This window comes from Stappia taiwanensis (assembly GCF_014635285.1).
Classification (GTDB): Bacteria; Pseudomonadota; Alphaproteobacteria; order Rhizobiales; family Stappiaceae; genus Stappia; species Stappia taiwanensis.
The window spans coordinates 179,053-203,966 of record NZ_BMCR01000007.1; the positions used below are offsets into that span (position 1 = coordinate 179,053).

Below are 24,914 nucleotides of genomic sequence, written 5' to 3' on the forward strand. Positions count from 1 at the left end.
TCGTGACCGCAATCGATCTCTGAGTCGCAGATATTACGGTTCATTCTGACGCAAAGGTCAATCCTTGGCCGTCTCCTGTCCGCCGGTTTTGGCCCCGGCCGCAGCCAGTTCGGCAGCGGTATCAAGGTCGAGCCGTGCCGGCGGGCCGATCTCCACCTCGGCGCGCTGGTCCTGGTGCCGGTCGATCAGCGCTCGGGCGCCGGTGTCGCCTTCCAGTTGCGTGAGCGCATCGAAGAAGGCGCGATCCCAGAGGACCGGATTGCCCCGTTTGCCTTCGGCGGTGGCGACCACAATGGGTTTTCCGGCCCCGGGCGCATAGGCGGCGATTATCCGGTCGATGGCCTCCGCCGTGATGCCGGGCATGTCGGCAAGCAGGATCAGCGCGGCGTCGGTGTCCGGCGGCAGCGCGGCGATACCGGTACGGATCGAGCTGGCCATGCCGTCCGCGTGATCCGGATTGTGCACGAGAATAGCGTCGAGGCCGTTCAGCGCCGCGCCCACCGCATCGGCCATATGGCCGGTAACCACGGTCAGGGAGGAAATTCCGCTGGCCAGTGCTGCCCTGGCGGCGATGCGCACCAGCGGTTCGCCATCGAGCCGGGCCAGCAGCTTGTTGGTCTCGCCGGCGCGGCTGGAGCGGCCGGCCGCAAGCAGGATCGCTGCGACCTTGCGTGGGATCGGTGCGGCGTGATCCATGGCGTTCCCGCCTGTCTCCGCTTTTGCTGCAGGCGCCGCCGCGCGCGGCTGTGGCCGGGTGCCGATCTCCATCAGCAACCCACCAACACCGAGACCGGTGATGTCCTCCGGCCGGACCGGCAGATCCGCCATCATCCGGTCGAGAACCCAGTCGAAGCCGTTTTCCCTGGGGCTGCGGGCACAGCCCGGGGCACCGAGCACCGGTAGGCCTGAGAGCGCGCCAACAAGCAGCAGGTTGCCCGGGTCCACCGGCATGCCGAAATGCACCACCGTGCCGCCGGCGGCCTCGATCGCGGCCGGGATCACGTCCTTGCGGTCGACAATGGCCGAGGCGCCGAAAACGAGCAGCATCTCCGCGCCCTGGGCGGCAAGCGCCGTGAGTGCGGCGGCGACCGCCGCCGGATCATGGGCGACGCGCTCCTCGCCGATCAGCGTCGATCCGGAAACGGCAAGCCGCGCCTCGGTGATCCGGCGGGTCTTGTCGAGAACGGAGGGCTTCAGATGCGGGAGCTGTGTGGCCACCAGCCCGACCTTGCGCGGGCGGAAGGGGGCAAGGCGCACGGCCGCTCGCGCCGCCGTCTCGGCCTGGGCGATGAGCGGTTCGGCGACGGCGAAGGGAATGATCTTGGCAGTCGCCACCATCCGTCCCCGGGTGACCCGGGCGAAGGCGGGCAGCGTGGCGAGGGTGATCGCCGGATCGATCCGGTTGGCCGCGTTGACGGCTGGGGGATCGACCAGGAGAAGGCCGTCTTCCGCCGCAAAGAGGTTGACCCGGCCGGTGAAGGGCGGGTCGAGACGCAGGCCGCCGCCATCGGCAGCCCGGGCAAGCCGCTCGGCAGCCACATCCTCGTGGCAATCGCCGGGCTCCAGCCGGGCAACGACGACCTCGGAAATGCCAGTGGCCGCGATCAGGGCGATATCGGCGTCACTCAGGCGTTGTCCTTTTCGGAAGGTGGCGCCCTCAAGGCGCAGCGAATGGGCGAGCAGCGCCCCTTCCGCCTCGATTGTCGCCACCGGACCGAATTTCACGACCCGGCCTCCGGTTCCTTGCGCAGCGCGGCGATGACATTCGCCAGCACCGCGACGGCGATTTCCGCCGGGGAGGCTGCGCCGATATCGGCACCGATCGGCGCGTCGATCCGGGCAAGGTCGGCGGCGCTGACGCCGGCCTCCGCCAGCCGTTCCGCCCGCTTGCCATGGGTCTTGCGGCTGCCGAGCGCCCCCACATAGAAGCAGCCGGCGGCAAGCGCCGCCTGAAGCGGGAAATCGTCAATCTTCGGGTCGTGGGTAAGAGCCGCCAGCGCGGTGTAGGCATCGAGCGGCCGGGTTGCCAAAACGTCTTCCGGCCAGTCGGCGCAAAGCGCTGTCCCGGGGAACCGTTCCTCGGTGGCAAACGCCGTGCGCGGATCGATCACGGTGACATCGAAGCCGGACATCGTGGCCATCGGCACCAGCGCCTGACTGATGTGCACCGCGCCGATGATGACCAGCCGGGGCGGCGGCACGCTGACCGTCAGGAACAGGCGCTGGCCATTGGCCGCCTCGATCAGCCCCGATTTTCCGGACCGGAACCGGCGCGCCAGCTCCGTTGCCAGCGGGTCGGCGGAGGGCTCTTCGCCGCGCCGGACAAGGCGCTGGGCGCCGCTGTCCAGATCGGTGACCAGAATGGCGGCACGGCGGTCCTCGCGCGCCTCGTTGAGCTGGGAGAGAAGGTGAAGATCCATGAATCAGATCCGCTCCGGCGCGTATTGCGGGTCGGGCTCGGCTGGCATTCTTGCGCCAGCGGCGGTCATGTCGGGGGAAAGGTGGGGGCGTGGCATCAGCGGCGTGGGCCGGGGGCCACCGGTTCCACATAAACGCGAATGCGTCCGCCGCAGGACAGGCCGACCCGCCAGGCGGTCTCATCGGCGACACCGAATTCCAGCACGGTCGGCGTGCCGCTCTCGATCACGTCAGCGGCTTCGGCGACCACGGCCCCCTCGACGCATCCGCCGGAGACGGATCCTTCGAAATTGCCTTCGGAATCGATAACGAGATGGGCGCCGACCGGTCGCGGGGCGGACCCCCACGTCTCGATCACGGTCGCCAGCGCAACCTTGCGCCCGGCGCGGCTCCAGCCTTCGGCGAGCAACAGCGGATCGTCAGGGGAAGAAATCTGGTCTGTCGGCATGATGGCATCCTCCACGCTCGCCAATATAGGCCGGCGTGCGCGTCGGGGACAGGGGAGAGATGCCGCAGGTTGTGAGGGCGCCCATCCGCCGAAGCCCGAGTGGGGCGGCGGATGGGCGGGGCCGATGTTACTCGGCGGCAGAGCGGATCGACGGCGCGGCGGCCAGAACGGCCTCGTCCACATGCGCCTCGAAGATCGCGAAGTTGCTGACGAACATGTCGACCAGCTTGGCTGCCTGCGCGTCATAGGCGGCCGGATCGCTCCAGGTGGAACGCGGGTCGAGGATCGCGGTGTCGACCCCCGGAACGGCGACCGGCACGGCAAAGCCGAAGTTCGGGTCCGTGCGCAGGTCCACCTTGCGCAGCGATCCGTCGAGCGCGGCGGACAGCAGCGCACGGGTCTCGCGAATCGGCATCCGGTGGCCGGTGCCATAGGCGCCGCCGGTCCAGCCGGTGTTGACCAGCCAGCAGTCGACGCCGTGGGTGGCGATCAGCTCACGCAGCAGGTTGCCGTATTCGGACGGATGGCGCGGCATGAAGGGGGCGCCGAAGCAGGTGGAGAAGGTGGCCTGCGGCTCGGTGACGCCCTTTTCCGTGCCGGCGACCTTGGCGGTGTAGCCGGAGAGGAAGTGGTACATCGCCTGGGCCGGGGTCAGCTTGGCGATCGGCGGCAACACGCCGAAGGCATCGGCCGTCAGCATGATGATGTTCTTCGGCTGCGGCGCCCGGCCCGTGGCGCTGGCGTTGGGGATGTAGTTGATCGGATAGGCGCAGCGGGTGTTCTCGGTCTTCGAGCCGTCGTCGAAGTCGGGAACATGGGTCACGTCATCGAGCACCACGTTTTCGAGCACCGTGCCGAAGCGCTGGGCGGCGGCATGGATCTCCGGCTCGGCCTCGGCCGACAGCTTGATGGTCTTGGCGTAGCAGCCGCCCTCGAAGTTGAAGACACCGTCCTTGCCCCAGCCGTGCTCGTCGTCGCCGATCAGCGTACGGGTCGGGTCGGCGGACAAGGTGGTCTTGCCGGTGCCGGACAGGCCGAAGAATACGGCGGTGTCGTCCGCGTCCCCCACATTGGCCGAGCAGTGCATCGGCATCACGCCTTCTGCCGGCAGCAGGAAGTTGAGCATGGAGAAGACCGACTTCTTCATCTCGCCCGCATAGGAGGTGCCGGCGATCAGCACGATCTTGCGGGTGAAGTCGCAGGCGATCACCGTTTCCGTGCGGCAGCCATGGCGCGCCGGATCTGCCTGGAAGCTCGGCAGGTCGATGATCGTCATCTCGGGGGCGAAATCGGCCAGCTCGCTCCGGTCGGGCCGGATCAGCAGATTACGGATGAACAGCGAGTGCCAGGCATATTCGGTGAAGACGCGCACCTTGATGCGCTGCTCGGGATCGGCGCCGCCATAAAGGTCCTGGGCAAACAGCTCCATGCCCTTGGCGTGGGCCTGCATGTCGGCCAGCAGCGTCTCGAACGCCTCGCCGCTCATCCGGGCGCTGTTGTCCCACCACACGGTGTCCCGGGTGGTGTCGTCCTCAACGACGAACTTGTCCTTGGGCGAGCGGCCGGTATGGACACCGGTCTCAACCACAAGCGCGCCCTGATCGGCAAGAACCGCCTCGCCGCGCCGGATGGCGTGCTCGTAGAGCGCAGGGGCGGTCAGATTGTGAAAAAGGCCCCCAAGCTCCTTCAGCCCGCACATGTCGTCGTGCCGCGAAGGAGACTCTACACCCTGTTCAGCCATGTTTCCGAAGTCCTTGTTTGCGTTTCACCGGCTTCGCCTGCGCTTGCGCGACATGCCCGGCCGTGGCCCGGCGCGGCGTTACCCGCTCCCCGTCCATAGGTGGATAGCCGCAGCCGGATGATCCAGCGCGGCGCCAAGTTTCGTTTTGAGCAATTCGAACCTAGAGGATGGGCCCTGCCGCAACAAGGACTACCGCGCTTTCATGCCGGAGGCTAAATCGATTAAATTTCGGGGATGATGAAATTTAGGGAGTTTACCCGGCAAACCGCCGGTTTTTGAGCCGGCGAATCCCGTCTTCGAGGGGGCTTGGGGAATGACCGGTGAGGCGGCGCCCTTGGCATGATCCATCAGTCTCAAATGGACTTGTGGGCGTTTGCGGCTTGTGGATACTGGCAGAAGCGCGGGTGGGTTGCGGGCTTGCGTTTCTTTTCTGAGGACATCCCGGGGATTGTCGGGGCGCTGGCCAAGACCGCTGACGATCTGCTGGCCGGTGTTGCCGTATCGCTTGCCCGTTTTTCCCGCCAGGTCGGCATGCGTGCCCTTTCTTCGGGCCGGTCCGGTAAGGCGGCGAGACGGGGATCGGGCGGCCTCTTGCGCAATGCGTCATAATTTGTGCGCATTTTCACCGCCAAGGCTGGTAAACCAAGACACGAATGGAACGAAGAGGATCAGGGCACCGATCATGGCGACGATCGCGCTTGTGGACGACGACCGCAATATTCTGACATCGGTCTCTATTGCTCTGGAGAGCGAAGGCTACCGGGTGCACTCCTATACGGACGGCGCGGCGGCCCTTGATCGGCTGATCAGCGAGCCGCCGGATCTGGCGATTTTCGATATCAAGATGCCGCGTATGGACGGGATGGAGCTGCTCAGGCGGCTGCGCCAGAAGTCCGACCTGCCGGTGATCTTTCTCACCTCCAAGGACGATGAGATCGACGAGCTGTTCGGCCTGAAGATGGGCGCCGACGATTTCATCCGCAAACCCTTCTCCCAGCGTCTCCTGGTGGAGCGGGTCAAGGCGGTGCTGCGCCGGGTGCAGCCGCGTGATGCCACCGCGGCCAAGCCGGAGAGCGACAAGCTCTTGGAGCGCGGCGATCTGGTGATGGATCAGGAGCGGCACACATCGACCTGGAAGGGAATGCCGGTTACGCTGACGGTGACCGAATTCCTGATCCTTTACGCGCTGGCGCATCGCCCGGGCGTGGTCAAGAGCCGCAATGCGCTGATGGACGCGGCCTATGACGATCAGGTCTATGTCGACGACCGGACCATCGACAGCCACATCAAGCGTTTGCGCAAGAAATTCAAGCTGGTCGATGACAGTTTCGATATGATCGAGACCCTTTACGGCGTCGGCTACCGGTTCCGGGAAAGCTGAGCAATCGCGTGTTTCCCCGTTTGGGGAAGGCGCGGGAGATCGTGAATGGCCATCGAGGCGCAGACAGGCGAAATGGACGGGACGCCCGGCCCTGACCTCAAGCGCGCGGATCAGCTTGACCGTGCTGCCGGGGGCGAGGCGGCGAGGCCGGCTGCCGAAGAGGCCGTGCCCACGGACGAGCGGCCGGCCGAAGCGGGCGCGCGCGCGCCCGGTGAGCGGTCCGGTCGCTTCCGCACCCTGGGCAATCGCCGGATCCGCCGCCGCTTGCTGAAGCGGACCGGCGGGCTGCTCGGGCCGTACCTGACCTCCTCGCTGACCCGCCGCATCGTCGTGCTCAACCTTGCCGGTCTGTGCGCGCTGCTCGTTGGCATCCTCTATCTCAACCAGTTCCGCGCCGGGCTGATCGACGCCAGGGTGCAGAGCCTTCTGACCCAGGGCGAGATCATCGCCGGGGCCATTGCCGCCTCCGCCACGGTGGAGACCGACGTCTTGATGGTCGATCCGGAGCAACTCCTGCAGCTTCAGGCCGGGGAGAGCCTGTCGCCGGCCGATGGCGCACGCCTGCTCGATTTTCCGATCAATCCGGAACGGGTGGCGCCGGTGCTGCGGCGGCTGATCTCGCCGACCAAGACCCGCGCCCGGATCTACGATCCGGAAGGCATTCTGATTCTCGATTCGCGCCACCTTTATGCGCGCGGCCAGATCCTGCGGTTCGATCTGCCGCCGCCGACGGCGGAGGAGCCGGGCCTTTGGGAAAAGGTCTGGGCCGATATCAAGCTGTGGTTCCGGCGCGGCGACCTGCCGCTTTACGAGGAAATCGGCGCCGGCAACGGGCGCGCCTATCCGGAGGTGGAGGCCGCGCTCGCCGGCTCGCCGGCCAGCGTGGTGCGGGTGTCGCCGCGCGGGGAACTGATTGTGTCGGTCGCCGTCCCGGTGCAGCGCTTCCGGGCCGTGCTCGGCTCGCTGCTCTTGTCGACCCAGGGCGGCGATATCGATGCCATCGTTCGCGCCGAACGCATGGCGATCATGCGGGTGTTCCTCGTCGCTGCCGGCGTCACCGTGATGCTGTCGATCCTGCTGGCGGGTACCATCGCCGGGCCGGTGCGCCGTCTGGCCGCCGCCGCCGAGCGGGTGCGTCGGGGCATCAAATCGCGCGAGGAGATTCCGCAGTTCTCTGATCGTCAGGATGAGATCGGCCATCTGGCGCGGGCGCTGCGGGAGATGACCAACGCGCTCTATAACCGGATGGACGCGATCGAGACCTTCGCCGCCGACGTGGCCCATGAGCTGAAGAATCCGCTGACCTCCCTGCGCAGTGCGGTGGAGACCCTGCCGCTGGCGCGCAATCCAAACTCCCAGGCCCGGTTGATGGAGGTGATCCAGCATGACGTGCGCCGTCTCGACCGGCTGATTACCGATATTTCCGATGCCTCGCGGCTCGATGCGGAACTGGCGCGTGCCGATGCCGGGCTCGTCGATGTCGCCGTGCTGCTGCGTGGTGTCTGCGATCTGGCCAACGAGCGCGGCGGGCCGGAGGCCGTGCCGGTGGAGGTGCACATCACGCCCTCGCGCCGCGACCACCCCTATCGCATTCTCGGGCATGACAGCCGGCTTGCACAGGTGATCAACAACCTGATCGACAATGCCCGCTCCTTCTCGCCGGAAGGGGCAAGCGTGCGGATCACCGCCAGCCGGGCGGCGGATGCGGTGGTGATCATGGTCGATGACGACGGGCCAGGCGTGAAGCCCGATCTTCAGGACCGGATTTTCGAGCGTTTCTATACCGACCGGCCCGAGTATGAGGAGTTCGGCAACAATTCCGGCCTTGGCCTGTCGATCTCGCGCCAGATCGTGGAAGCCCATCGCGGCACCATCATGGTGCGCAACCGGGAAGAGGTGGATCCGCGCACCGGCGAACGGCGGGTCTGCGGCGCCCAGTTCGTGATCCGCCTGCCGGCGGAGGACAAGTCATGAGGCCCACGGTCCATGCTTCTTGTGTGCTGGTCGGGGCGGCCGGGGTGCTGCTGCGCGGCGCCTCGGGCGGCGGCAAGTCCCGGCTGGGCGATGAACTGGTGTCACAAGCCGCCTTGTGGGGGTTGTTCGCCCGTCACGTTGCCGATGACCGGGTGATCCTGACCTGCCATGCGGGGCGGCTCTGCGCCGAGGTGCCCCCGCCGATCGCCGGGCGGTGGGAGCGACGCGGCGAGGGAGTCGCCAGGGTGGAGCATGAGCCCCGGGCGGTGGTGCGGCTGATTGTCGATCTGCGCGCGGGCGCGGATATTGACCGGTTTCCGGAGGCGGCGGCACGCACGGAACGGCTGTGCGGTGTGTCGGTGCCGCGTCTGGAACTTCCGCATGAGGATATTCCGCTGGCTGCCTCGCGCATTCTTGGCCACCTGCTGCGCGGCGGTGACGCTTCCTGGTCCGGATCGGCGGTCTAAGCGGCCCGTCCGGCCTCACGATGGCGGATAAACCGACATGAGGTGCCGATTTTCCTTGCACTGCGCGGCGGCCTTGCGGAAATTGGTCGCCCGGTGCACAAGGGCCCGGATGGCAATGACGGTCCCGCTTGGGACCCCAAAACGGACAGGGCATGATCGGTCTCGTACTCGTCACGCACGGACGGTTGGCGGAAGAATTCAAGTCAGCGCTGGAACATGTGGTCGGCCCCCAGGAACGGGTGGAAACGATCTGCATCGGTCCGGACGATGACATGGAGCGGCGCCGTCAGGATATTCTGGCCGCGGTTGAGGCGGTCAACGATGGCGCCGGAGTGGTGCTGCTCACGGACATGTTCGGCGGCACGCCGTCCAACCTTGCGATTTCCGTCATGGACGGGCTGAACATCGAGGTGATCGCCGGCGTCAATCTGCCCATGCTGATCAAGCTTGCCAGCGTGCGCGCCGATGTCGGTGTCGCCGAGGCGGTGGATGAAGCGCGCAAGGCGGGGCAGAAGTACATTTCCGTCGCAAGCCAGGTGCTCTCCGGACAAGGATGATCGCAACGCCATGACCCAGGTGGATACCCAGCCCGGCCTTCATCGCGAGCTTACCATCGTCAACCGCCGCGGCCTGCATGCCCGGGCCTCGGCCAAGCTCGTCAAGCTGGTCGAAGGGTTCCAGGCGGATGTGGTCGTCACCAAGGATGGCCAGTCGGTTGGTGGCACCTCGATCATGGGTCTGATGATGCTGGCGGCCTCGCCGGGTTGCTGCATCCACGTCTCCGCCACTGGCGCCGAAGCCGAACCGGCGCTGGCGGCGATCACCGAGCTGGTGGAAAGCGGTTTCGGCGAGACCGACTGAACGGATCGGCTTTCGCTGTTCATATAAAGAAATCTTTATATCATTATTGCTTTGTGTCGCCCCGGGGATTATAACCCGGCGGCAGGGTGCGCTTGCGCGCGCCTGTTGCCGTTTCATCGCATGTCCGGCCCGCCTCGGGTTCGGCGTGGGCAGGCTGGTCGCGACAACGGCGCGACCCAATTTCGAACCGAACGAGCGGATAAGACCTCATGACCACCGCAACTGACTATCTCGTGAAGGATATCTCCCTGGCCGACTTCGGCCGCAAGGAGATTGAGATCGCCGAAACCGAAATGCCGGGCCTGATGGCTTGCCGCGAGGAGTTCGGCGAGAGCAAGCCGCTCAAGGGCGCGCGCATTGCCGGCTCGCTGCACATGACCATCCAGACGGCGGTGCTGATCGAGACGCTGGTACATCTGGGCGCGGAAGTGCGCTGGGCCTCCTGCAACATCTTCTCCACTCAGGATCATGCGGCTGCGGCGATCGCCGCCAGCGGCGTGCCGGTGTTCGCTGTCAAGGGTGAGACCCTGGAGGAGTACTGGGACTACTGCGATCGGATCTTCTTCTTCCCCGAAGGTACGGCCAACATGATCCTCGATGATGGCGGCGACGCCAGCATGTACATCCTGCTTGGCGCGCGCGCCGAGGCGGGCGAGGACGTTCTGTCCAATCCGTCTTCCGAGGAAGAGACCGTCCTGTTCGCGCAGATCCGCAAGCGGATGGAGGCGAGCCCGGGCTGGTTCACCCGTCAGCGCGATGAGATCCGCGGTGTGTCGGAAGAGACCACCACGGGCGTCAATCGGTTGTATCAGCTCAAGGCCAAGGGTCTGCTGCCGTTCCCGGCGATCAACGTCAACGACAGCGTCACCAAGTCGAAGTTCGACAACAAGTACGGCTGCAAGGAAAGCCTCGTGGATGGCATCCGTCGCGGCACCGATGTGATGATGGCCGGCAAGACCGCCGTTGTCTGCGGCTATGGCGATGTGGGCAAGGGCTCGGCCGCCTCGCTGCGTGGTGCCGGTGCCCGGGTCAAGGTGACGGAAGTCGACCCGATCTGCGCCCTGCAGGCCGCCATGGACGGCTTCGAGGTGGTGAAGCTGGAGACTGCCGCACCGACCGCCGATATCGTCATCACCACCACCGGCAACAAGGATGTGATCACCCTCGATCACATGCGTGCGCTGAAGGACATGGCGATCATTGGCAACATTGGCCACTTCGACAACGAGATCCAGGTCGAGGCGCTGCGCAATTACAAGTGGACCAACATCAAGCCGCAGGTGGACCTGATCGAGTTCCCGGATGGGAAGCGTATGATCCTGCTGTCGGAAGGCCGCTTGCTGAACCTTGGCAACGCCACCGGCCATCCGAGCTTCGTCATGTCCGCCAGCTTCACCAATCAGGTGCTGGCGCAGATCGAGCTGTGGACCCGTCCGGATGCCTATGACAAGGACGTCTACGTTCTGCCGAAGCACCTCGACGAGCGGGTTGCCCGCCTGCATCTGGGCAAGCTCGGGGTCGAGCTGACCGAGCTGACCGAAGAGCAGGCCGCCTATATCGGCGTTGAGACCACCGGCCCCTACAAGCCGGAACATTACCGCTACTGATCGTTAACCGATCACGGTGAACATGGGCGGGCGCTTCGGCGCCCGTCCGCATTTTGATCCCCGATATCGGCGGATCGCAGCCCTCCGGTCCGTGGTGCAAGCGGGCTGTGGATGACGCACGTTCCGTTTACTTTTCGTCAACAGACTCTTCTTCGCGATTCTCAACTGAGTTATGGTCTTTGCGAATCGGTCAGTTCGTGAGGCAGAACTGAACCGGCGGGCTCCCTCGGGCTCGATGCGGCGGTAGAGGATCGAACGGATGCCGGGGAACGGCTTGGAACATGGACGCGGTGGCGTCACATGGCGGGGCGTGAGTCTCAAGGCCATGGTTCGCACCGGGACAAGCTGTCTGGCACTTTTGTCCGCATCGGGAATGGGACTGGCCGAGGAAGCCGGCGCGGCGCTGGCGCCTGTCCCTGCCGGGCATGTCGACCCGCTGATGGTCGTCTGGATCGCCGCTGTCGGCGGGACGGTCGCCTTTGCGGTCACCGCAGCCGTTGCGTCCATGCGCGGCAAAAGCGCCGCAAGCGGGGCTCTGGCCCGGGCGCGGGAAAAGGCCGCTGCCCTGACCGCCCGTCTTGATCGTCTCGAAAGCCTGATCGATTCCGATGATCAGCGGCTTGTCGTCTGGCATGGCGGCGAGGAGCAGCCGATGGTCACCGGCATGCTTGATGAGGCCTCCGGCGTACCGCGCTCTCCGGTCAGGTTGCTGGCCTTCGGAACATGGCTGGACCCGGATCAGGCAAGCGCGCTGGAGCGCGCGGTCGATGCGCTGCGCAGCAGGGGCGAGGCCTTTCACCTGACCTTGCCGACCCTTGGCGGCGGTCGGGTCGAGGCGCGCGGGCGGATCGCCGCCAGCGCCGCCGTGCTGCGGCTGCGCGATCTCACTGGCGAACGCCGCGCGCATGCGCTGCTGTCGGAGAAGCATGAAACCCTCACGGCGGAGCTGGACGCCCTGCGCGGATTGCTCAATGCGGTGCCCGCCCCGGCGTGGCTGCGCGATGGTGCCGGAAAGCTGATCTGGACCAATGCGGCCTATGATGCCGCCGTCGAAGCCAATGGTGGCGGGGCGCCGAGCGAGACCGGCGCTGAATTCCTCGATGCCAAGGGGCGGCGGTTGATCGCGCGCGATGCGGAAAGCCAGGGCGGGGTGGGGCAGATGCGCCTGCCGGCGGTCTCCGCGGGGGCGCGGCGGATCTTCGATGTTACGCAGGTCGCGCTCCCGCAGGGGAGTGCGGGCATCGCCATCGACGTCAACGAGCTGGAAAACATTCGTCAGGAGCTGGGACGAACCATCGACTTTCACGCCCGCACCCTCGATCAGTTGGCGACGGCGGTGGCGATCTTCGGCGCCGATCAGCGGCTGCAGTTCTACAATGCCGCGTTCCGCGGGCTGTGGGATCTCGACACGACTTTCCTCGAAAGCCAGCCGACCGACGGGGCGTTGCTCGATACCTTGCGCGCCGCGCGCAAGCTGCCCGAGCAGGCCGACTATCGCGGCTGGCGCAACAAGCTGCTTGAGACCTATACCTCCCTCGACGCTCGCGAGTTCTGGTGGTATCTGCCGGACGGCCGGACCTTGCGGGTGATCGCCAACCCGCATCCGCAGGGCGGCGTGACCTATATCTACGAGAACGTGACCGAGCGGCTGGATCTGGAAAGCCGCTACAACTCGCTGATCCGGGTGCAGGGCGAGACCCTCGACAATCTGTCCGAGGCGGTTGCGGTGTTCGGCTCCAACGGCCGGTTGCGGCTGTGGAACACGGCGTTCGAGACCATGTGGTCGCTATCCGGCGACCGGCTGGGCGACAGCCCGCACATCACCGATGTGGTCGACAGCGAGGGGCTTGAGCCGGGCGAGCGGGCCACCTGGAGGCAACTGGTGACGGTGGTCACCAGCCTTGCCGAGAACCGCGAGCCGGTGTCCGGCCGGCTTGAGCGCGCCATCGGCGAGGCAATCGATTTCGCGACCGTGCCGCTGCCCGATGGCGGCACGCTGGTGACCTTCGTCAATGTCACCGATACGGTGAACGTGGAACGGGCGCTCCTGGACAAGAACGAGGCGCTGGAGCAGGCCGATCAGCTCAAGAACGCCTTCATCCAGCATGTCTCCTACGAGCTGCGCTCGCCGCTGACCAACATCATCGGTTTTGCCCAGTTGTTGTCCGACCCGAAATTCGGGCCGTTGACGGCCAAGCAGGGCGAGTATGTGGACTACATCCTGTCCTCCTCCTCGGCCTTGCTGGCGATCATCAACGACATTCTCGATCTGGCGACCATCGACGCCGGCATCATGGAGCTGGACATCTCGGCGGTCGATGTCGCCCGCACCGTGCAAGCGGCGGTCGAGGGGCTGAAGGATCGGCTTGCCGACAGCGGCGTTTCGCTGAAGCTCGACATGTCCGAGGACGTCGGCATGATCGAGGCGGACGAGCGCCGGCTGCGCCAGGTGCTGTTCAACCTGATTTCCAACGCCTTGCGCTTCTCCGATGTGGGCGGAGTGATCGACGTCTCCTGCCAGCGCACCCGCGATTCGATCGAGTTCCATGTGCGCGATCACGGCTGCGGCATTCCTCAGGACATGCTTGATCAGGTGTTCGCCCGGTTTGTCGGTCGCGATGCCGGTGTGCGCCGGCGCGGTGCTGGCCTCGGCCTGTCGATCGTCAAGAGCTTCGTCGAATTGCACGGCGGCACGGTATCCATCGAATCCGAAGAGGGGGTCGGCACGCATGTCGTCTGCCGATTTCCCTTCTCGCCAGATGCCATCAAGCACGCTGCCGAGTAGTGTCGCCTCATGACCCGCACGCCGATTTCCGGGGCGCCGGCCGGCACCAAGCCTGAGCTGCTTCTCGATCTGACCCTGAAGGACGAGGCCGAGACCCGGCGTCTGGCCGAAGATATCGCCATGATCCTGCATCCGGGCGATTGCGTGCTGTTGTCCGGCGATCTCGGGGCGGGCAAGTCGGCCTTCGCCCGCGCGGTGCTGCGCACCCTCGCCGACGATCCGGAGCTTGAGGTGCCGAGCCCGACCTTCACTCTTGTCCAGACCTATGAGCTTGCGCGCTTTCCTGTCTCGCACCTCGACCTTTACCGGCTGGAGGACGAGGAGGAGCTGGCCGAGCTCGCGCTTGACGATCTGCTGGAGGAAGGCGCGGCGCTGATCGAGTGGCCGGAACGGGCCGGCGGCTTGCTGCCGGCGAACTGGCTGGGTCTGACCATCGAGTCTGGCGCCGACCCGGCCGCCCGGCGGGTCCGGCTCTCCGCCAAGGGGAGCGATTGGCCCGAGCGGCTCGCCCGCACCCGGCTGGTCAGGGCGTTTCTGGAACAGCATGGCAAGGGAACGGCGAGCCGGCGCTACCTGCAGGGCGATGCCTCGCCGCGCGGCTTCGAAACGATCCGCGACGCTGCGGGCTCCCTGATCCTGATGAACGCGCCACCAGTGCCCGGCGGGCCGATGATCCGCGATGGCCTGACTTATCGCGAAATCGTCCATCTGGCCGATGGGGTCCGGGCGGTGGTGGCCATCGGCGAGGAGCTGCGCCGGCGCGGCTTCCATGCCCCGGCGCTCCATGCCGTCGATCTGAAGGCCGGGCTGGTGCTGCAGGAGGATCTCGGCGCCGATCCGGTGGTGCGCGATGGTGCGCCGATTGCCGAGCGCTACCGGGCCGCCGTCGACCTGTTGGCCGATCTGCACAGCACCCCGCCGCCACGGACCTTCGCCCTCCCTGATGGCGGGGCGTACCAGCTTCCGCCCTATGACCCGCGAGCGCTGCTGGTGGAGGCGGAGCTGTTTTCCGACTGGTTCCTGCCGCACGTCGGTGCGCCAGTGGACGACGAGGGCCGGGCGCTGTTCGCCCGGGAATGGACCCGCCTGTTCGAGCTGGCCTGGCAACAGCCGCCGACCTGGGTTCTGCGCGATTTTCATTCGCCCAACCTGATCTGGCGCGAGGGCGCCAGCGGGCATGAGCGGATCGGCCTGATCGACTATCAGGATGCCATGTATGGCCCCGCCGGCTATGACCTTGCATCGCTGGCGATGGACGCCCGGGTGTCCGTTCTGCCCGCGCTGGAAGCGGAGCTGGTGGCGCGCTATATCGCCCGCCGAACCCTGCATGATGCTGGCTTCGACGAGGCGGTGTTCCGGCGCGACTATGCGATCCTCGCCGCGCAGCGCGCCACCAAGATCCTCGGGATCTTCACCCGTTTGGCGATACGCGACGGCAAGCCGGACTATCTGGCGCATCTGCCGCGCGTCCATGCCTATCTGTACCGGGCGTTGGCGCATCCTGTGCTGTCTGGCATGAAAGAGTGGTTCGAGACCTATGGAGCGCTCGAAAAGGGGATCGGCGGCGCGCGTGATGTCGCCTGGCCCGATGAAATCGCCTGAACGTCGTGTGATGGGGTGAGGCCCGGGAAACGGGTATGAGGACATGAACGAAGCAATGACGAACGGCAACGGCAACATGCCCCGCAACGCGATGATCCTGGCCGCCGGCATGGGCAAGCGGATGCGGCCGGTGACGGCGACGACGCCCAAGCCCCTGATCCATGTGGGTGGCAAGGCGCTGATCGACCGGGCGATGGACAAGCTGGAAGCGGCGGGCGTGGAGAGCTGCGTCGTCAACGTGCACTATCTGGCGGATCTGGTTGAGGTGCACGTCTCGCGCCGTGCGCGGCCGCCGGTGAAGATTTCCGATGAGCGCGACCAGTTGCTCGAAACCGGCGGTGGCATTGCCCGGGCCTTGCCGATGCTTGGCGAGGCGCCGTTCTTTCTCCTGAATTCCGACAGCACCTGGATCGAGGGCGTCACCCCCAATCTGGAGCTGATGGCGCGCAGCTGGGATCCGGAGCGGATGGATGCGCTGCTGCTGATTTCCGAATATGTCGACAGCGTTGGCTATGAGGGGCGCGGCGATTTCCGGATGGATGTCGATGGCCGGCTGGAGCGGCGGGCCGAACGCACCGTCGCCCCCTTTGCCTATGCGGGCGCGGCGATCCTGCATCCGCGCTTGTTCGAGGCGGCGCCGGAGGGGGCGTTTTCCCTGAATGTGCTGTTCGACGTGGCGATCGAGCGGGGCAGCCTTTACGGCGTGCGGATGGAGGGGCTTTGGCTCCATGTCGGCACACCGCCCGCGATCGAGGCGGCGGAAAAGGCGATTCGCGACAGCGTCGACTAGGGTCCCGACCCTTGGCCCCCATCGCAAGCGAATCGCTGGCGCCGGGCGGCGCATCCATGAAATGCTGCTCCGGTCAGGGGACCGGGAAGGGGGAGGCATGAGCGAACGCCGCCGCAAGGCCGTCTATACGATCCCGCCGGCAACGCCGTTTCTGCCGGCGCTGGTCGACGGGTTGATCAGCGGCGATCTGATTGCCGATCATGACCTGTCCGCCGATCCGCTGGCCCTTGCCGGCGTCACGCTCTACCTGCCGACCCGCCGCGCCGCTCGGGTGCTGCCAGGACTGTTTCAGGCCCGGCTTGGCACGCGCGCCAGCCTGTTGCCGGTGATCCGTCCGCTCGGCGATGTGGACGAGGATGAACACCTGCTCAATGCCGCCGCACCGGTGGATGGGCTGCCGCCCGCCTTGCCGGACATGCAGCGGCGCATGGCGATGACCCGGCTGGTACATCTGTGGGAAGGAGCGCTGCGGCGCGAGGTGCTGGAGCTGGCCGCCGATGCGCCGCTGCACGCGCCGGCTTCCGCCGCCGATGCGGCCTGGCTCGCCGGCGATCTGATCGCCCTGATGGACGAGATCGAAACCGAGGAGGTCGGCTGGGCCGGGCTCGCCGATCTGGTGCCGGAGGATCACGCCCGCTACTGGCAGATCACCCTCGATTTCCTGAAAATCGCCATGGCGCAATGGCCGGCCTACCTGGCCGAGGTTGGCGCGGTCGATCCCAAGGCACGGCGCTCGGCGCTAATCCGCCGCGAGGCTGCACGACTGCGGGCGAACCCGCCTGAAGGGCCGGTGATCGTCGCCGGGGCCACCGGCTCCGTGCCGGCCACCGCCGACCTTCTCGCCGCCGTTGCCGATCTGCCGCAAGGCTGCATCGTGCTGCCGGGCTTCGATGGCAGCCTCGATCAACGCAGCTGGCAGGCGCTGATTGGCGTCGGGGAAGGACATGGGGAGGGGCAGGGCGCCCCCAGCCACCCGCAATATGGCATGGCCCGGCTGGTCCGGCATTTGGGGCTGGGGCGCGGCGAGGTGCGCGAGCTTGCGGCCGCTGCCGATCCGGCGCGGCGCTTGCGCGATCGGCTGGTCGGTGAGGCCCTGCGGCCGGCCGAGACCACCGATGCCTGGCCCCGGACCATGGCCGGCGTGCCGGTGCCGGACCGGCTGGCGGCCTTTGCGGGCGTTGATCTGCTCACCGCCCGCAACGAGGCCGAAGAGGCGCTTGCCGTGGCGTTGGTGCTGCGCCGGGCGGTGGCGGAAGGGCAGAGCGCGGCGCTGATTTCGCCGGACCGGACCCTGGGGCGGCGGGTCGCCGTGGAGTTGACCCGCTGGGGCCTGCAGGTCGATGACAGCGCCGGCCGGCCGCTCGACCAGACCCCGCCAGGGGTGCTGGCCCGGCTGGCCGCCGGGCTTGCTCTTGGCGGGCTGGAGCCGGTGGCGCTGCTGGCGCTTCTCAAGCACCCGCTGGTGCGTCTTGGCCTGCCGGCGCGTGAGATCCGTGCCGCCGCGCGCGCCCTTGAACGTGGCCTGCTGCGCGGTCCGCGCCCGCGTGCCGGCAGCGCCGGGCTGTTGGCGGCGATAACAGTGGCCCGCGCTTTGGCCGAGGAGCCCGGCGCCACCCGGCGCATGCCGCGCTGGAAAAAGCTGCATCCGGCGGACTGGGATGCGATGGAGGATCTGGCGCGGCGGCTGGCTGAGGCGCTGGAGCCGCTGGAACGGCTTGTCACCGCCGAGGGCGAGGGCGAAGAGGCGTGCGATGCTGCCGATCTTGTTGCCGCCCATGAGGCGGTGCTGGTGGCACTGGTGCGCGACGAGACCGGCGCGAGCGATGAGCTTTATGCTGGCGAGGCGGGCGAGGGATTGGCGGCAACCTTCGCCGATATGCTGGCGGCGCGCTCGGTCGGGCTGGAGGTGGCCGCGCGCGATTGGCCCGACGTCTTCGCCGCGCTGATCTCCGGCATCAACGTCCGCCGCCGTCTGCCGGGCGATCCCCGGATCGCCATCTTCGGCCCGATGGAGGCCCGGCTGCAGCATTTCGACGTGGTGGTGCTCGGCGCTCTCAACGAGGGCACCTGGCCGCAGCGCACCCGCAACGACCCCTGGCTCAACCGGCCGATGAAACAGGGCATTGGCCTTGATCCTCCGGAGCGGCGGATCGGCGCGGCCGCCCATGATTTCGTGCAAGGGCTTGGCGCTGCAAAGGTGGTGCTGTCGCGGTCCGAGCGGTCGGGCGGGGCGCCCGCCGTTGCCTCGCGCTGGCTGTTGCGGCTGGTGACCTTGCTCGGCAAGGAGACCGCCGAGGCGATGCGCGCGCGGGGGCGGGCGATCCTGGCGATTGCCGCACGGATGGACCAGACCGACGGGCCGCCACGGCCCGCACCGCGACCGGAACCCGCCCCGCCGGTCGCCGCCCGGCCCGATCGTCTGTCGGTGACCGCCGTCGAAACCCTGATCCGTGACCCTTATGCCATTTACGCCCAGAAGGTCCTTGGACTTGATCCGGTCGAGCCGATCGGCGGCGATCCGGGAGCGGCGGAAAAGGGCACGCTCATCCACGATTGCCTTGCGGTGTTTCTGGAAAGCTGGACCGGCGATTTCGGCCCGGCGGCACTGGAACGCCTTTTGGAGATTGGCCGCGAGCGGTTCGCGCCGCTCGATGCCTTTCCCGCCGTCCGCGCGCTGTGGTGGCTGCGGTTCGAGCGGATCGCCGAGGCCTTCATCGGCTATGAAGCGACCAGGGCGCCGGATGTCGACCGCCGCTTCCTGGAAGTGGATGGCCGGCTGGAGCTCGACCTCGTTCCCGGACGCAAGGTGGCGTTGACCGCCCGCGCCGACCGGCTCGACCTTGGCCGCGACGGAACGCTGACGATCATCGATTACAAGACCGGCCAGGCTCCGAGCGCCAAGGAAGTTGCCGCGTTGCTGGCGCCGCAATTGCCGCTGGAGGCGGCGTTGGTCGCCGCTGGCGGCTTTGCCGATGTCGATCCGGGCGCCTTGGTGACCGATCTGCTCTACCTGCGTCTGTCCGGCGGCCGCACGGCTCTGGAGGTGCTGCCCCGCGCGCCCAAGGACCGGGAGGTGGCGGATCTGGCCGAGGAAGCCTTGCAGCGTACGAAGGCGCTGTTTGCCGGCTATGAGAACCCCGCCAAGGGCTATCTGTCGCGGGCGCGGGTGATGAAGGAGCGGGCGCGCGGTGGCCCGTATGACCATCTGGCCCGGGTGCCGGAATGGTCGCTGGGCGGGGATGAGGACACATGACGGTCATGCAGATACCCGCCGCCACCCGCGAGCGCCAGGCGCTCGCCGCCGATCCGCTGCGCTCCGCCTGGGTCAGTGCCAATGCCGGCTCGGGCAAGACCTTCGTTCTCGCCCGGCGGGTGATCCGCCTGCTGCTGGCCGGAACGCCGCCCTCGCGCATCCTCTGCCTGACCTTCACCAAGGCAGCGGCCTCGGAGATGGCGACCCGGGTGTTCGAGACGTTGGGCACCTGGACCGCGCTCGATGACGCGGCGCTGGCGGCGGAGCTGCGGGAGGTTGAAGGCCGGCCTTCTACGGCGGAGGGGCTGTCCCGCGCCCGGCACCTCTTCGCCACCGCGCTGGAAACCCCCGGCGGGCTGAAGATCCAGACGATCCACGCCTTCTGCGAGGCGCTGCTGCATCAGTTCCCGCTGGAAGCGAATGTGGCCGGGCATTTCTCCGTGCTCGATGACCGCCAGACTGCCGATCTTCTCGCTTCCGCTCGTGCCCTTGTGCTGCGCCGGGCGGAACGGGACCCGGCGAGCGCCATGGGGCGGGCGCTGGCCTTCCTGATCCGCGAGATGCCGGACAAGAGCGTCGAGGATGCGCTGGCCGAGCTGGTGGCGAAGCGGGAGGCCTTGCGGGCCTGGATCGTCGATGCCGGCTCGCTCGATGCGGCGCTGGCGGAGCTGCGGCAGAGCTTCGATCTGACCGAGGAGGACCGGCCGGACCGCATCGACGCGCGCCTGTCCGGAGAAACCCTGATCGATGCGCAGCGAGCGCTGGCCATTGCCGAGGCGCTCGACACCGGATCGAAGACCGACAAGGACAGGGCGGTGCTGCTGCGGGCCGCCGCCGCCGAGCAAAACCCGGCCGCCTGGCGCGAGCTGTGGTTTCGGGTGTTCCTGACCAAGCAACTGGAACCGGCGAAGCGGCTGGCCACCAAGGGCGTTGCCGAGGCCTATCCAGAGGTGATGGAGCGGCTGTTCGACGAACAGGCACGGCTTCTCGATCTGCTGGAGCGGCGCCGCGCGGCGCATACGCTGGAGGGGACGGAGGCGGCGCTGCGGCTCGCCGATGCCATGCTCGGCGCCTATGAGCGCGACAAGATCCGGCGCGGCTTCCTCGACTTCGAGGATCTGATCGTGCGTGCCTCCAACCTTCTCGCCCGCTCCGATGCGGCGCTCTGGGTGCAGTACAAGCTCGATCAGGGGCTCGATCATATTCTCGTCGATGAGGCGCAGGACACCAGCCCGCATCAGTGGCGGGTGGTCAAGGCACTGGCCGAGGAGTTCTTTACCGGCGCCTCCGCCAACCCGCGCACCCGCACGTTGTTCGCCGTTGGCGACGAAAAGCAGTCGATTTATTCGTTTCAAGGCGCCGTGCCGGCTTATTTCGCCGAGATGCGTCGGCATTTCGAAGAGCGCGCCAGCGAGGCCGGCAACGCCTTCTCCCGGGTCGATCTCACCTTGTCGTTCCGCTCCACCCCGGATGTGCTGTCGGCGGTCGACACGGTGTTTTCCGATCCGGCCGCCTATCGCGGACTGTCGCAAGGCGCTGAACCGCCGGTGCACGAGGCGGTGCGGCGCAACGATCCGGGCCGGGTGGAACTCTGGCCGCTGGAAGAGGTGGCCGAGGTCGAGGCGCCGGAGGACTGGACCGCGCCGATCGATCGCATGTCCGCCGACAGCCCGATGCTGCGGCTGGCGCGCAAGATCGCGGCGGAGGTCCGTGTCTGGTGGCGTGCCGGCAGCGCCGATCCGGAGGATGTCCTCGTTCTGGTGCGCAAGCGCGGCGCCTTTGTCGAGGCGCTGACCCGGGCACTGAAACAGGCCGGGGTGCCGGTTGCCGGCAGCGACCGGCTGGTGCTCAACGATCATATCGCCATTGCCGACCTGATCGCCCTAGGGCGGTTTCTCCTGCTGCCGGAGGATGATCTGTCCCTGGCCTCTGTGCTGAAAAGCCCGTTGTTTGCGCTCACCGATGCGGATCTTTACCAGCTTGCGCGCGAGGACGACGACCGGTTGCGGGCGGGCACCCTGTGGCAGGCGCTCACCAGGGCGGCGGAACAGGATGAGGTCTGGGACGCGGTGCGCCGGCGCATCGAAACCTGGCGTGCCCGGGCCGACTTCATGCCGCCGTTCGAGTTCTTTTCCCGGCTGCTGTCCGCCGATGGCGGACGTCAGCAGTTCCGCGCCCGGCTCGGCAGCGAGGTGGATGACATCCTCGATGAATTCCTGGCGCTGACCCTGACCTTCGAGCAGACCGGCACACCGGGGATGGAAGGGTTCCTGGCCTGGTTCGCGGCGGCGCCGACCGAGATCAAGCGCGAGCTCAATGCCGCGCGCGGGGTGGTCCGGATCATGACGGTGCATGGGGCCAAGGGGCTGGAGGCACCGTTGGTGATTCTGGTCGATACCGGCGCCGCGCCGGTGTCCGCGCATCATGATCCCGGTTTCGTCAAACGGCCACGCGGTCAGGATGAGGGCACGCCGCCGGCGCTGGTCTGGCTGCCGGTGAAGGCCTCCCGCACCGGCTGGCATGGCGAGGCGTTGGAGGAGCTGCGCGCGGCCGCGGCAGAGGAATACCGCCGCCTGCTCTATGTGGCGATGACCCGCGCCAAGGACCGGCTGGTGGTCTGCGGCTGGGCTCCGGTGCGCGGTGCCGATCCGGAGTGCTGGTATTCTCTCGTTTCCCGCGCGCTCGATCCGGATGCGCGCGACGAAGAGGCGCCCGGCGGGGATGTCCACCGGGTGTGGCAGCGCCCCGGCATCGTCTCGCCGCCGCCGGCGCTTGGGGGGCGCGCGGCGGTGGCCGCCGGTCCGCAGGAGGAGGCAGCGCCGCGCCCTGACTGGCTCGACAAGCCGGCGCCGGGGGTAAGGCGCACACCCCGGCTGCAGCCCTCGGCGGCGTTTGAGGAGATGGAAGGCAAGGACGGCGTTGCCGATGTGCCGGCGCGTGACCGGTTGGCCGATGCCCGGGCTACGCCGAGCTATCCCCGGGAGCGGGGCCGGCATCTGCACCGGCTGTTGCAGGCCCTGCCGGACCTGCCGGCGGAGGAGCGGCGTGCGGCGGCGGGCCGCTACCTGGCGGTGAACCTGCCACAAGACTTTGCCGATAGGGCCGAGCAGCTGGCGGAGGAAGCCTGCGCGGTGCTGGAGGATGCCCGCTTCGCGGCGGTGTTTTCCGAGCGGGCGCGGGCGGAGGTGCCGGTGGTCGGCCGGATTTCGCTGGCTGATGGCACCGAAGTGGAGGTGAACGGGCAGATCGACCGTCTGTGCGTCACCGATGACGATGTGTTGATCGTCGACTTCAAGACCAACCGGGAGGTGCTGGCCGATTCGAGCGCCGCGCCGCTGGCCTATTTGACGCAGCTCGCGGTTTACCGGGCGCTGTTGCGGGAGATCTATCCGGACAAGGCGGTGCGGGCGGCGCTGTTGTGGACCGCCGGACCTTGTCTGATGGACGTGCCCGCATCGCAACTTGATGCGATTTTCGCCAATCTGCGCAAGGGCGGAGACCATGCGATTGCTTGACGTGGGGCGGCCGGGTTCCTACCTTCCGTGCGACGTGAGAACGCTAGGCGTTCCTGAACCGGAAAGGACATGAGATGGCGACCGCTGTCGTGACTGACGAAACTTTCGAAGCCGAGGTTCTGAAGGCTTCCGGCCCTGTCGTCGTTGATTTCTGGGCGGAATGGTGCGGTCCGTGCAAGATGATTGCGCCGGCGCTTGAGGAAATCTCCGAGGAGATGGATGGCGCTGTGACCATCGCCAAGCTCAACATCGACCAGAATCAGAACGTTGCCATCAAGTATGGCGTGCGCTCGATCCCGACCCTGATCATGTTCAAGGATGGCGAGCCGGTGGCGACCCAGGTCGGCGCTGCACCGAAGAACAAGCTGGCGGACTGGATCAAGACCGCGTCCTGAGCCGGACTTTCATGACCGCTGGTGGTTGCCCCGTCGCTCTTCCTCTCGATGTCAGGGGGCGGGGCAATCCCTGCTTCACAGCTTTCCGTTCACCTGCCGGACGAGACCGGCGTGATGACACAACCCAAGAAGTTCCCAGACAGACTATGAGCGATAGCAACGACACTCCGCGTAACACTCCCGAGACCGCGGCGCCCGAGGCGGCGAACGAGACTCCGGAGATCGAGGGCGCCGAGGAGGCCGAGGCGACCGATCCGGTCGAGGCGCTCAAGGCCGAGAATACGGAACTGAAGGACCGTGTCCTGCGGGCCATGGCGGACATGGAGAACCTGCGCCGCCGGACCGAAAAGGAAGTCCGTGACAGCCGTCAGTACTCGGTGGCGAATTTCGCCCGCGACATGCTGGCCGTCAGCGACAACCTGCGCCGGGCGCTTGAAGCGATCTCCGAGGAGGCCCGCGCCGAGGCCGGCGAGGCCATGCGCGGCCTGATCGAAGGCGTTGAGATGACCGAGCGGGAGATGCTCAACCAGCTCGAAAAGCATGGGGTCAAGAAGCTCGACCCCGCCGGAGAGAAGTTCGACCCGAACTTCCATCAGGCGATGTTCGAAGTGCCCAATCCGGACGTGCCGAACAACACCGTCGTTCAGGTGGTGCAGGCCGGCTATGTGATCGGCGAACGGGTCCTGCGCCCGGCCATGGTCGGTGTGTCGAAGGGCGGACCGAAGGACGCAAAGCCCGCTGGTACCGCTGCCGAGCCCGGGGCGAGCGTCGACAAGACCGCCTAGGAGCTTTCCGTTCTCTTTGAAAAACGGGAGAGCTCGTCAGCTCCAGCGTGTCACCTTTTCTGTAAGGCGGATGACAAGCGGCGCGCCCGATGGTGCGCCGCAATTGCGTTTGTCGCGCCGAAAACGGTGCCGCCATGTGGCGTCCCGGGGATCGCGGCTCTCGCCCGAACATGCAAAAAGCTGATGGCCCGCCCTGTCTCGCGCCCCTTTGGCGCAAGAATGCTCTAGCATGGGATCATGCAGTCGATGCTCCAGATCCTCGATTTCCTCGGCGTGGCGGTGTTTTGCGTCTCCGGTGCGCTGGTCGCCTCGCGCCTGCGGCTGGATATCGTCGCCTTCCTGTTTTTCGGTGTGTTCACCGGCATCGGCGGCGGCACCTTGCGTGACCTGTTGCTGGATGCACCGGTCTTCTGGGTGGTCGATCAGGCCTATCTGGTGGTGTGCATCGTCATCTCGTTGCTGATGTGGTTTCTGGCTGGACAGGTGGAGCGGCTCGGGAGCCCCTTGCGCTGGGCCGACGCGGTGGGCGTTGCAGCCTATTCGGTGATGGGAGCGGCCAAAACCCTGTCACTCGCCGATGCACCGGTCGTGGCGGTAATGATGGGGGTGGCGACGGCAACCTTTGGCGGTATCATTCGCGATACGGTTGCCGGGCAGCCGAACGCACTGGTCAAGCCGGAGATCTATCTGACCTCTGCCTTTGCCGGCGCCGGCGTCTATGTGACGCTGGCGGAATTCGGGGTCCCGGCCTGGCCGGCGGCGATCGCGGGCGGGTGTGCGGCGCTGCTCTTGCGCGGTGGCGCGATTCAGTGGGGCTGGTCCTTGCCGGCCTATCGCCCTCCGTCGGACCGCGCCGACCGCAAGCCGTGACGCGACGCGCCCATGCGGGCGC

Annotated in this window: 18 protein-coding genes and 1 pseudogene; 15 read left to right on the forward strand and 4 right to left on the reverse strand. The window is 67.1% G+C overall.

The genetic code is table 11. The features are described 5' to 3' along the window. Positions 1–57 precede the first annotated feature (57 nt). The 4 genes from IEV83_RS16175 to IEV83_RS16190 all read right to left on the reverse strand — a co-directional run bounded on the left by IEV83_RS16175 (position 58) and on the right by IEV83_RS16190 (position 4,607). The gene (locus tag IEV83_RS16175) at positions 58–1,725 is read right to left on the reverse strand and encodes an NTP transferase domain-containing protein (protein WP_181761630.1); all 1,668 of its coding nucleotides are present in this window, start codon (positions 1,723–1,725) and stop codon (positions 58–60) included. Next, entirely contained in the window at positions 1,722–2,420 is a 699-nt protein-coding gene (locus IEV83_RS16180) for an XdhC family protein (protein WP_181761631.1), read from the reverse strand. The genes IEV83_RS16175 and IEV83_RS16180 overlap by 4 nt, the downstream gene beginning before the upstream one ends. A gap of 95 nt (positions 2,421–2,515) precedes the next feature. Continuing rightward, positions 2,516–2,866: an XdhC family protein gene (locus IEV83_RS16185; RefSeq protein WP_181761632.1), complete on the reverse strand. Its 351-nt coding sequence runs from the start codon at positions 2,864–2,866 to the stop codon at positions 2,516–2,518. A gap of 127 nt (positions 2,867–2,993) precedes the next feature. Continuing rightward, positions 2,994–4,607, reverse strand: a complete 1,614-nt coding sequence (locus IEV83_RS16190; RefSeq protein WP_181761633.1) for a phosphoenolpyruvate carboxykinase — start codon at positions 4,605–4,607, stop codon at positions 2,994–2,996. Positions 4,608–4,946: 339 nt separating this feature from the next. Here IEV83_RS16190 and IEV83_RS16195 point away from each other — a divergent pair, with 339 nt between their 5' ends. The 15 genes and pseudogenes from IEV83_RS16195 to IEV83_RS16265 all read left to right on the forward strand — a co-directional run bounded on the left by IEV83_RS16195 (position 4,947) and on the right by IEV83_RS16265 (position 24,892). Then, entirely contained in the window at positions 4,947–5,216 is a 270-nt protein-coding gene (locus IEV83_RS16195; protein WP_181761634.1) for a hypothetical protein, read from the forward strand. 73 nt (positions 5,217–5,289) lie between these two features. Further along, entirely contained in the window at positions 5,290–5,988 is a 699-nt protein-coding gene (locus IEV83_RS16200) for a response regulator transcription factor (RefSeq protein WP_181761635.1), read from the forward strand. Between the two features lie 45 nt (positions 5,989–6,033). Continuing rightward, complete coding sequence (locus tag IEV83_RS16205; RefSeq protein ID WP_244628213.1) at positions 6,034–7,962, forward strand: sensor histidine kinase; 1,929 nt, start codon at positions 6,034–6,036, stop codon at positions 7,960–7,962. Next, entirely contained in the window at positions 7,959–8,429 is a 471-nt protein-coding gene (locus IEV83_RS16210) for an HPr kinase/phosphorylase (RefSeq protein ID WP_181761636.1), read from the forward strand. The genes IEV83_RS16205 and IEV83_RS16210 overlap by 4 nt, the downstream gene beginning before the upstream one ends. Positions 8,430–8,581: 152 nt before the next feature. Further along, complete coding sequence (locus tag IEV83_RS16215) at positions 8,582–8,986, forward strand: PTS sugar transporter subunit IIA (protein ID WP_181761637.1); 405 nt, start codon at positions 8,582–8,584, stop codon at positions 8,984–8,986. 10 nt (positions 8,987–8,996) lie between these two features. Beyond that, the gene (locus IEV83_RS16220) at positions 8,997–9,290 is read left to right on the forward strand and encodes an HPr family phosphocarrier protein (protein ID WP_181761638.1); all 294 of its coding nucleotides are present in this window, start codon (positions 8,997–8,999) and stop codon (positions 9,288–9,290) included. 209 nt (positions 9,291–9,499) lie between these two features. Further along, a complete protein-coding gene (ahcY, locus tag IEV83_RS16225) occupies positions 9,500–10,897 on the forward strand; it encodes an adenosylhomocysteinase (RefSeq protein ID WP_181761639.1) in 1,398 nt (465 codons plus the stop codon). Between the two features lie 373 nt (positions 10,898–11,270). After that, a complete protein-coding gene (locus IEV83_RS16230) occupies positions 11,271–13,682 on the forward strand; it encodes a sensor histidine kinase (protein ID WP_209003205.1) in 2,412 nt (803 codons plus the stop codon). Positions 13,683–13,691: 9 nt separating this feature from the next. Further along, entirely contained in the window at positions 13,692–15,284 is a 1,593-nt protein-coding gene (gene tsaE / locus IEV83_RS16235; protein ID WP_181761641.1) for a tRNA (adenosine(37)-N6)-threonylcarbamoyltransferase complex ATPase subunit type 1 TsaE, read from the forward strand. Between the two features lie 55 nt (positions 15,285–15,339). Beyond that, on the forward strand, positions 15,340–16,074 hold the full coding sequence (locus IEV83_RS16240) for a nucleotidyltransferase family protein (RefSeq protein ID WP_209003206.1): 735 nt from the start codon (positions 15,340–15,342) through the stop codon (positions 16,072–16,074). 97 nt (positions 16,075–16,171) lie between these two features. Beyond that, positions 16,172–19,327: a double-strand break repair protein AddB gene (gene addB / locus IEV83_RS16245; RefSeq protein ID WP_181761642.1), complete on the forward strand. Its 3,156-nt coding sequence runs from the start codon at positions 16,172–16,174 to the stop codon at positions 19,325–19,327. A 5-nt stretch (positions 19,328–19,332) separates the two neighbouring features. Beyond that, positions 19,333–22,842, forward strand: a complete 3,510-nt coding sequence (gene addA / locus IEV83_RS16250; protein ID WP_209003207.1) for a double-strand break repair helicase AddA — start codon at positions 19,333–19,335, stop codon at positions 22,840–22,842. A gap of 74 nt (positions 22,843–22,916) precedes the next feature. Next, positions 22,917–23,237 (forward strand): thioredoxin, encoded by a 321-nt coding sequence (gene trxA / locus IEV83_RS16255; protein WP_181761644.1) that lies wholly within the window; start codon positions 22,917–22,919, stop codon positions 23,235–23,237. Between the two features lie 92 nt (positions 23,238–23,329). Next, positions 23,330–24,022, forward strand: a pseudogene (gene grpE / locus IEV83_RS16260) (nucleotide exchange factor GrpE); the annotation flags it as partial. 237 nt (positions 24,023–24,259) lie between these two features. Continuing rightward, a complete protein-coding gene (locus IEV83_RS16265) occupies positions 24,260–24,892 on the forward strand; it encodes a trimeric intracellular cation channel family protein (RefSeq protein WP_181761646.1) in 633 nt (210 codons plus the stop codon). Positions 24,893–24,914: the final 22 nt, after the last annotated feature.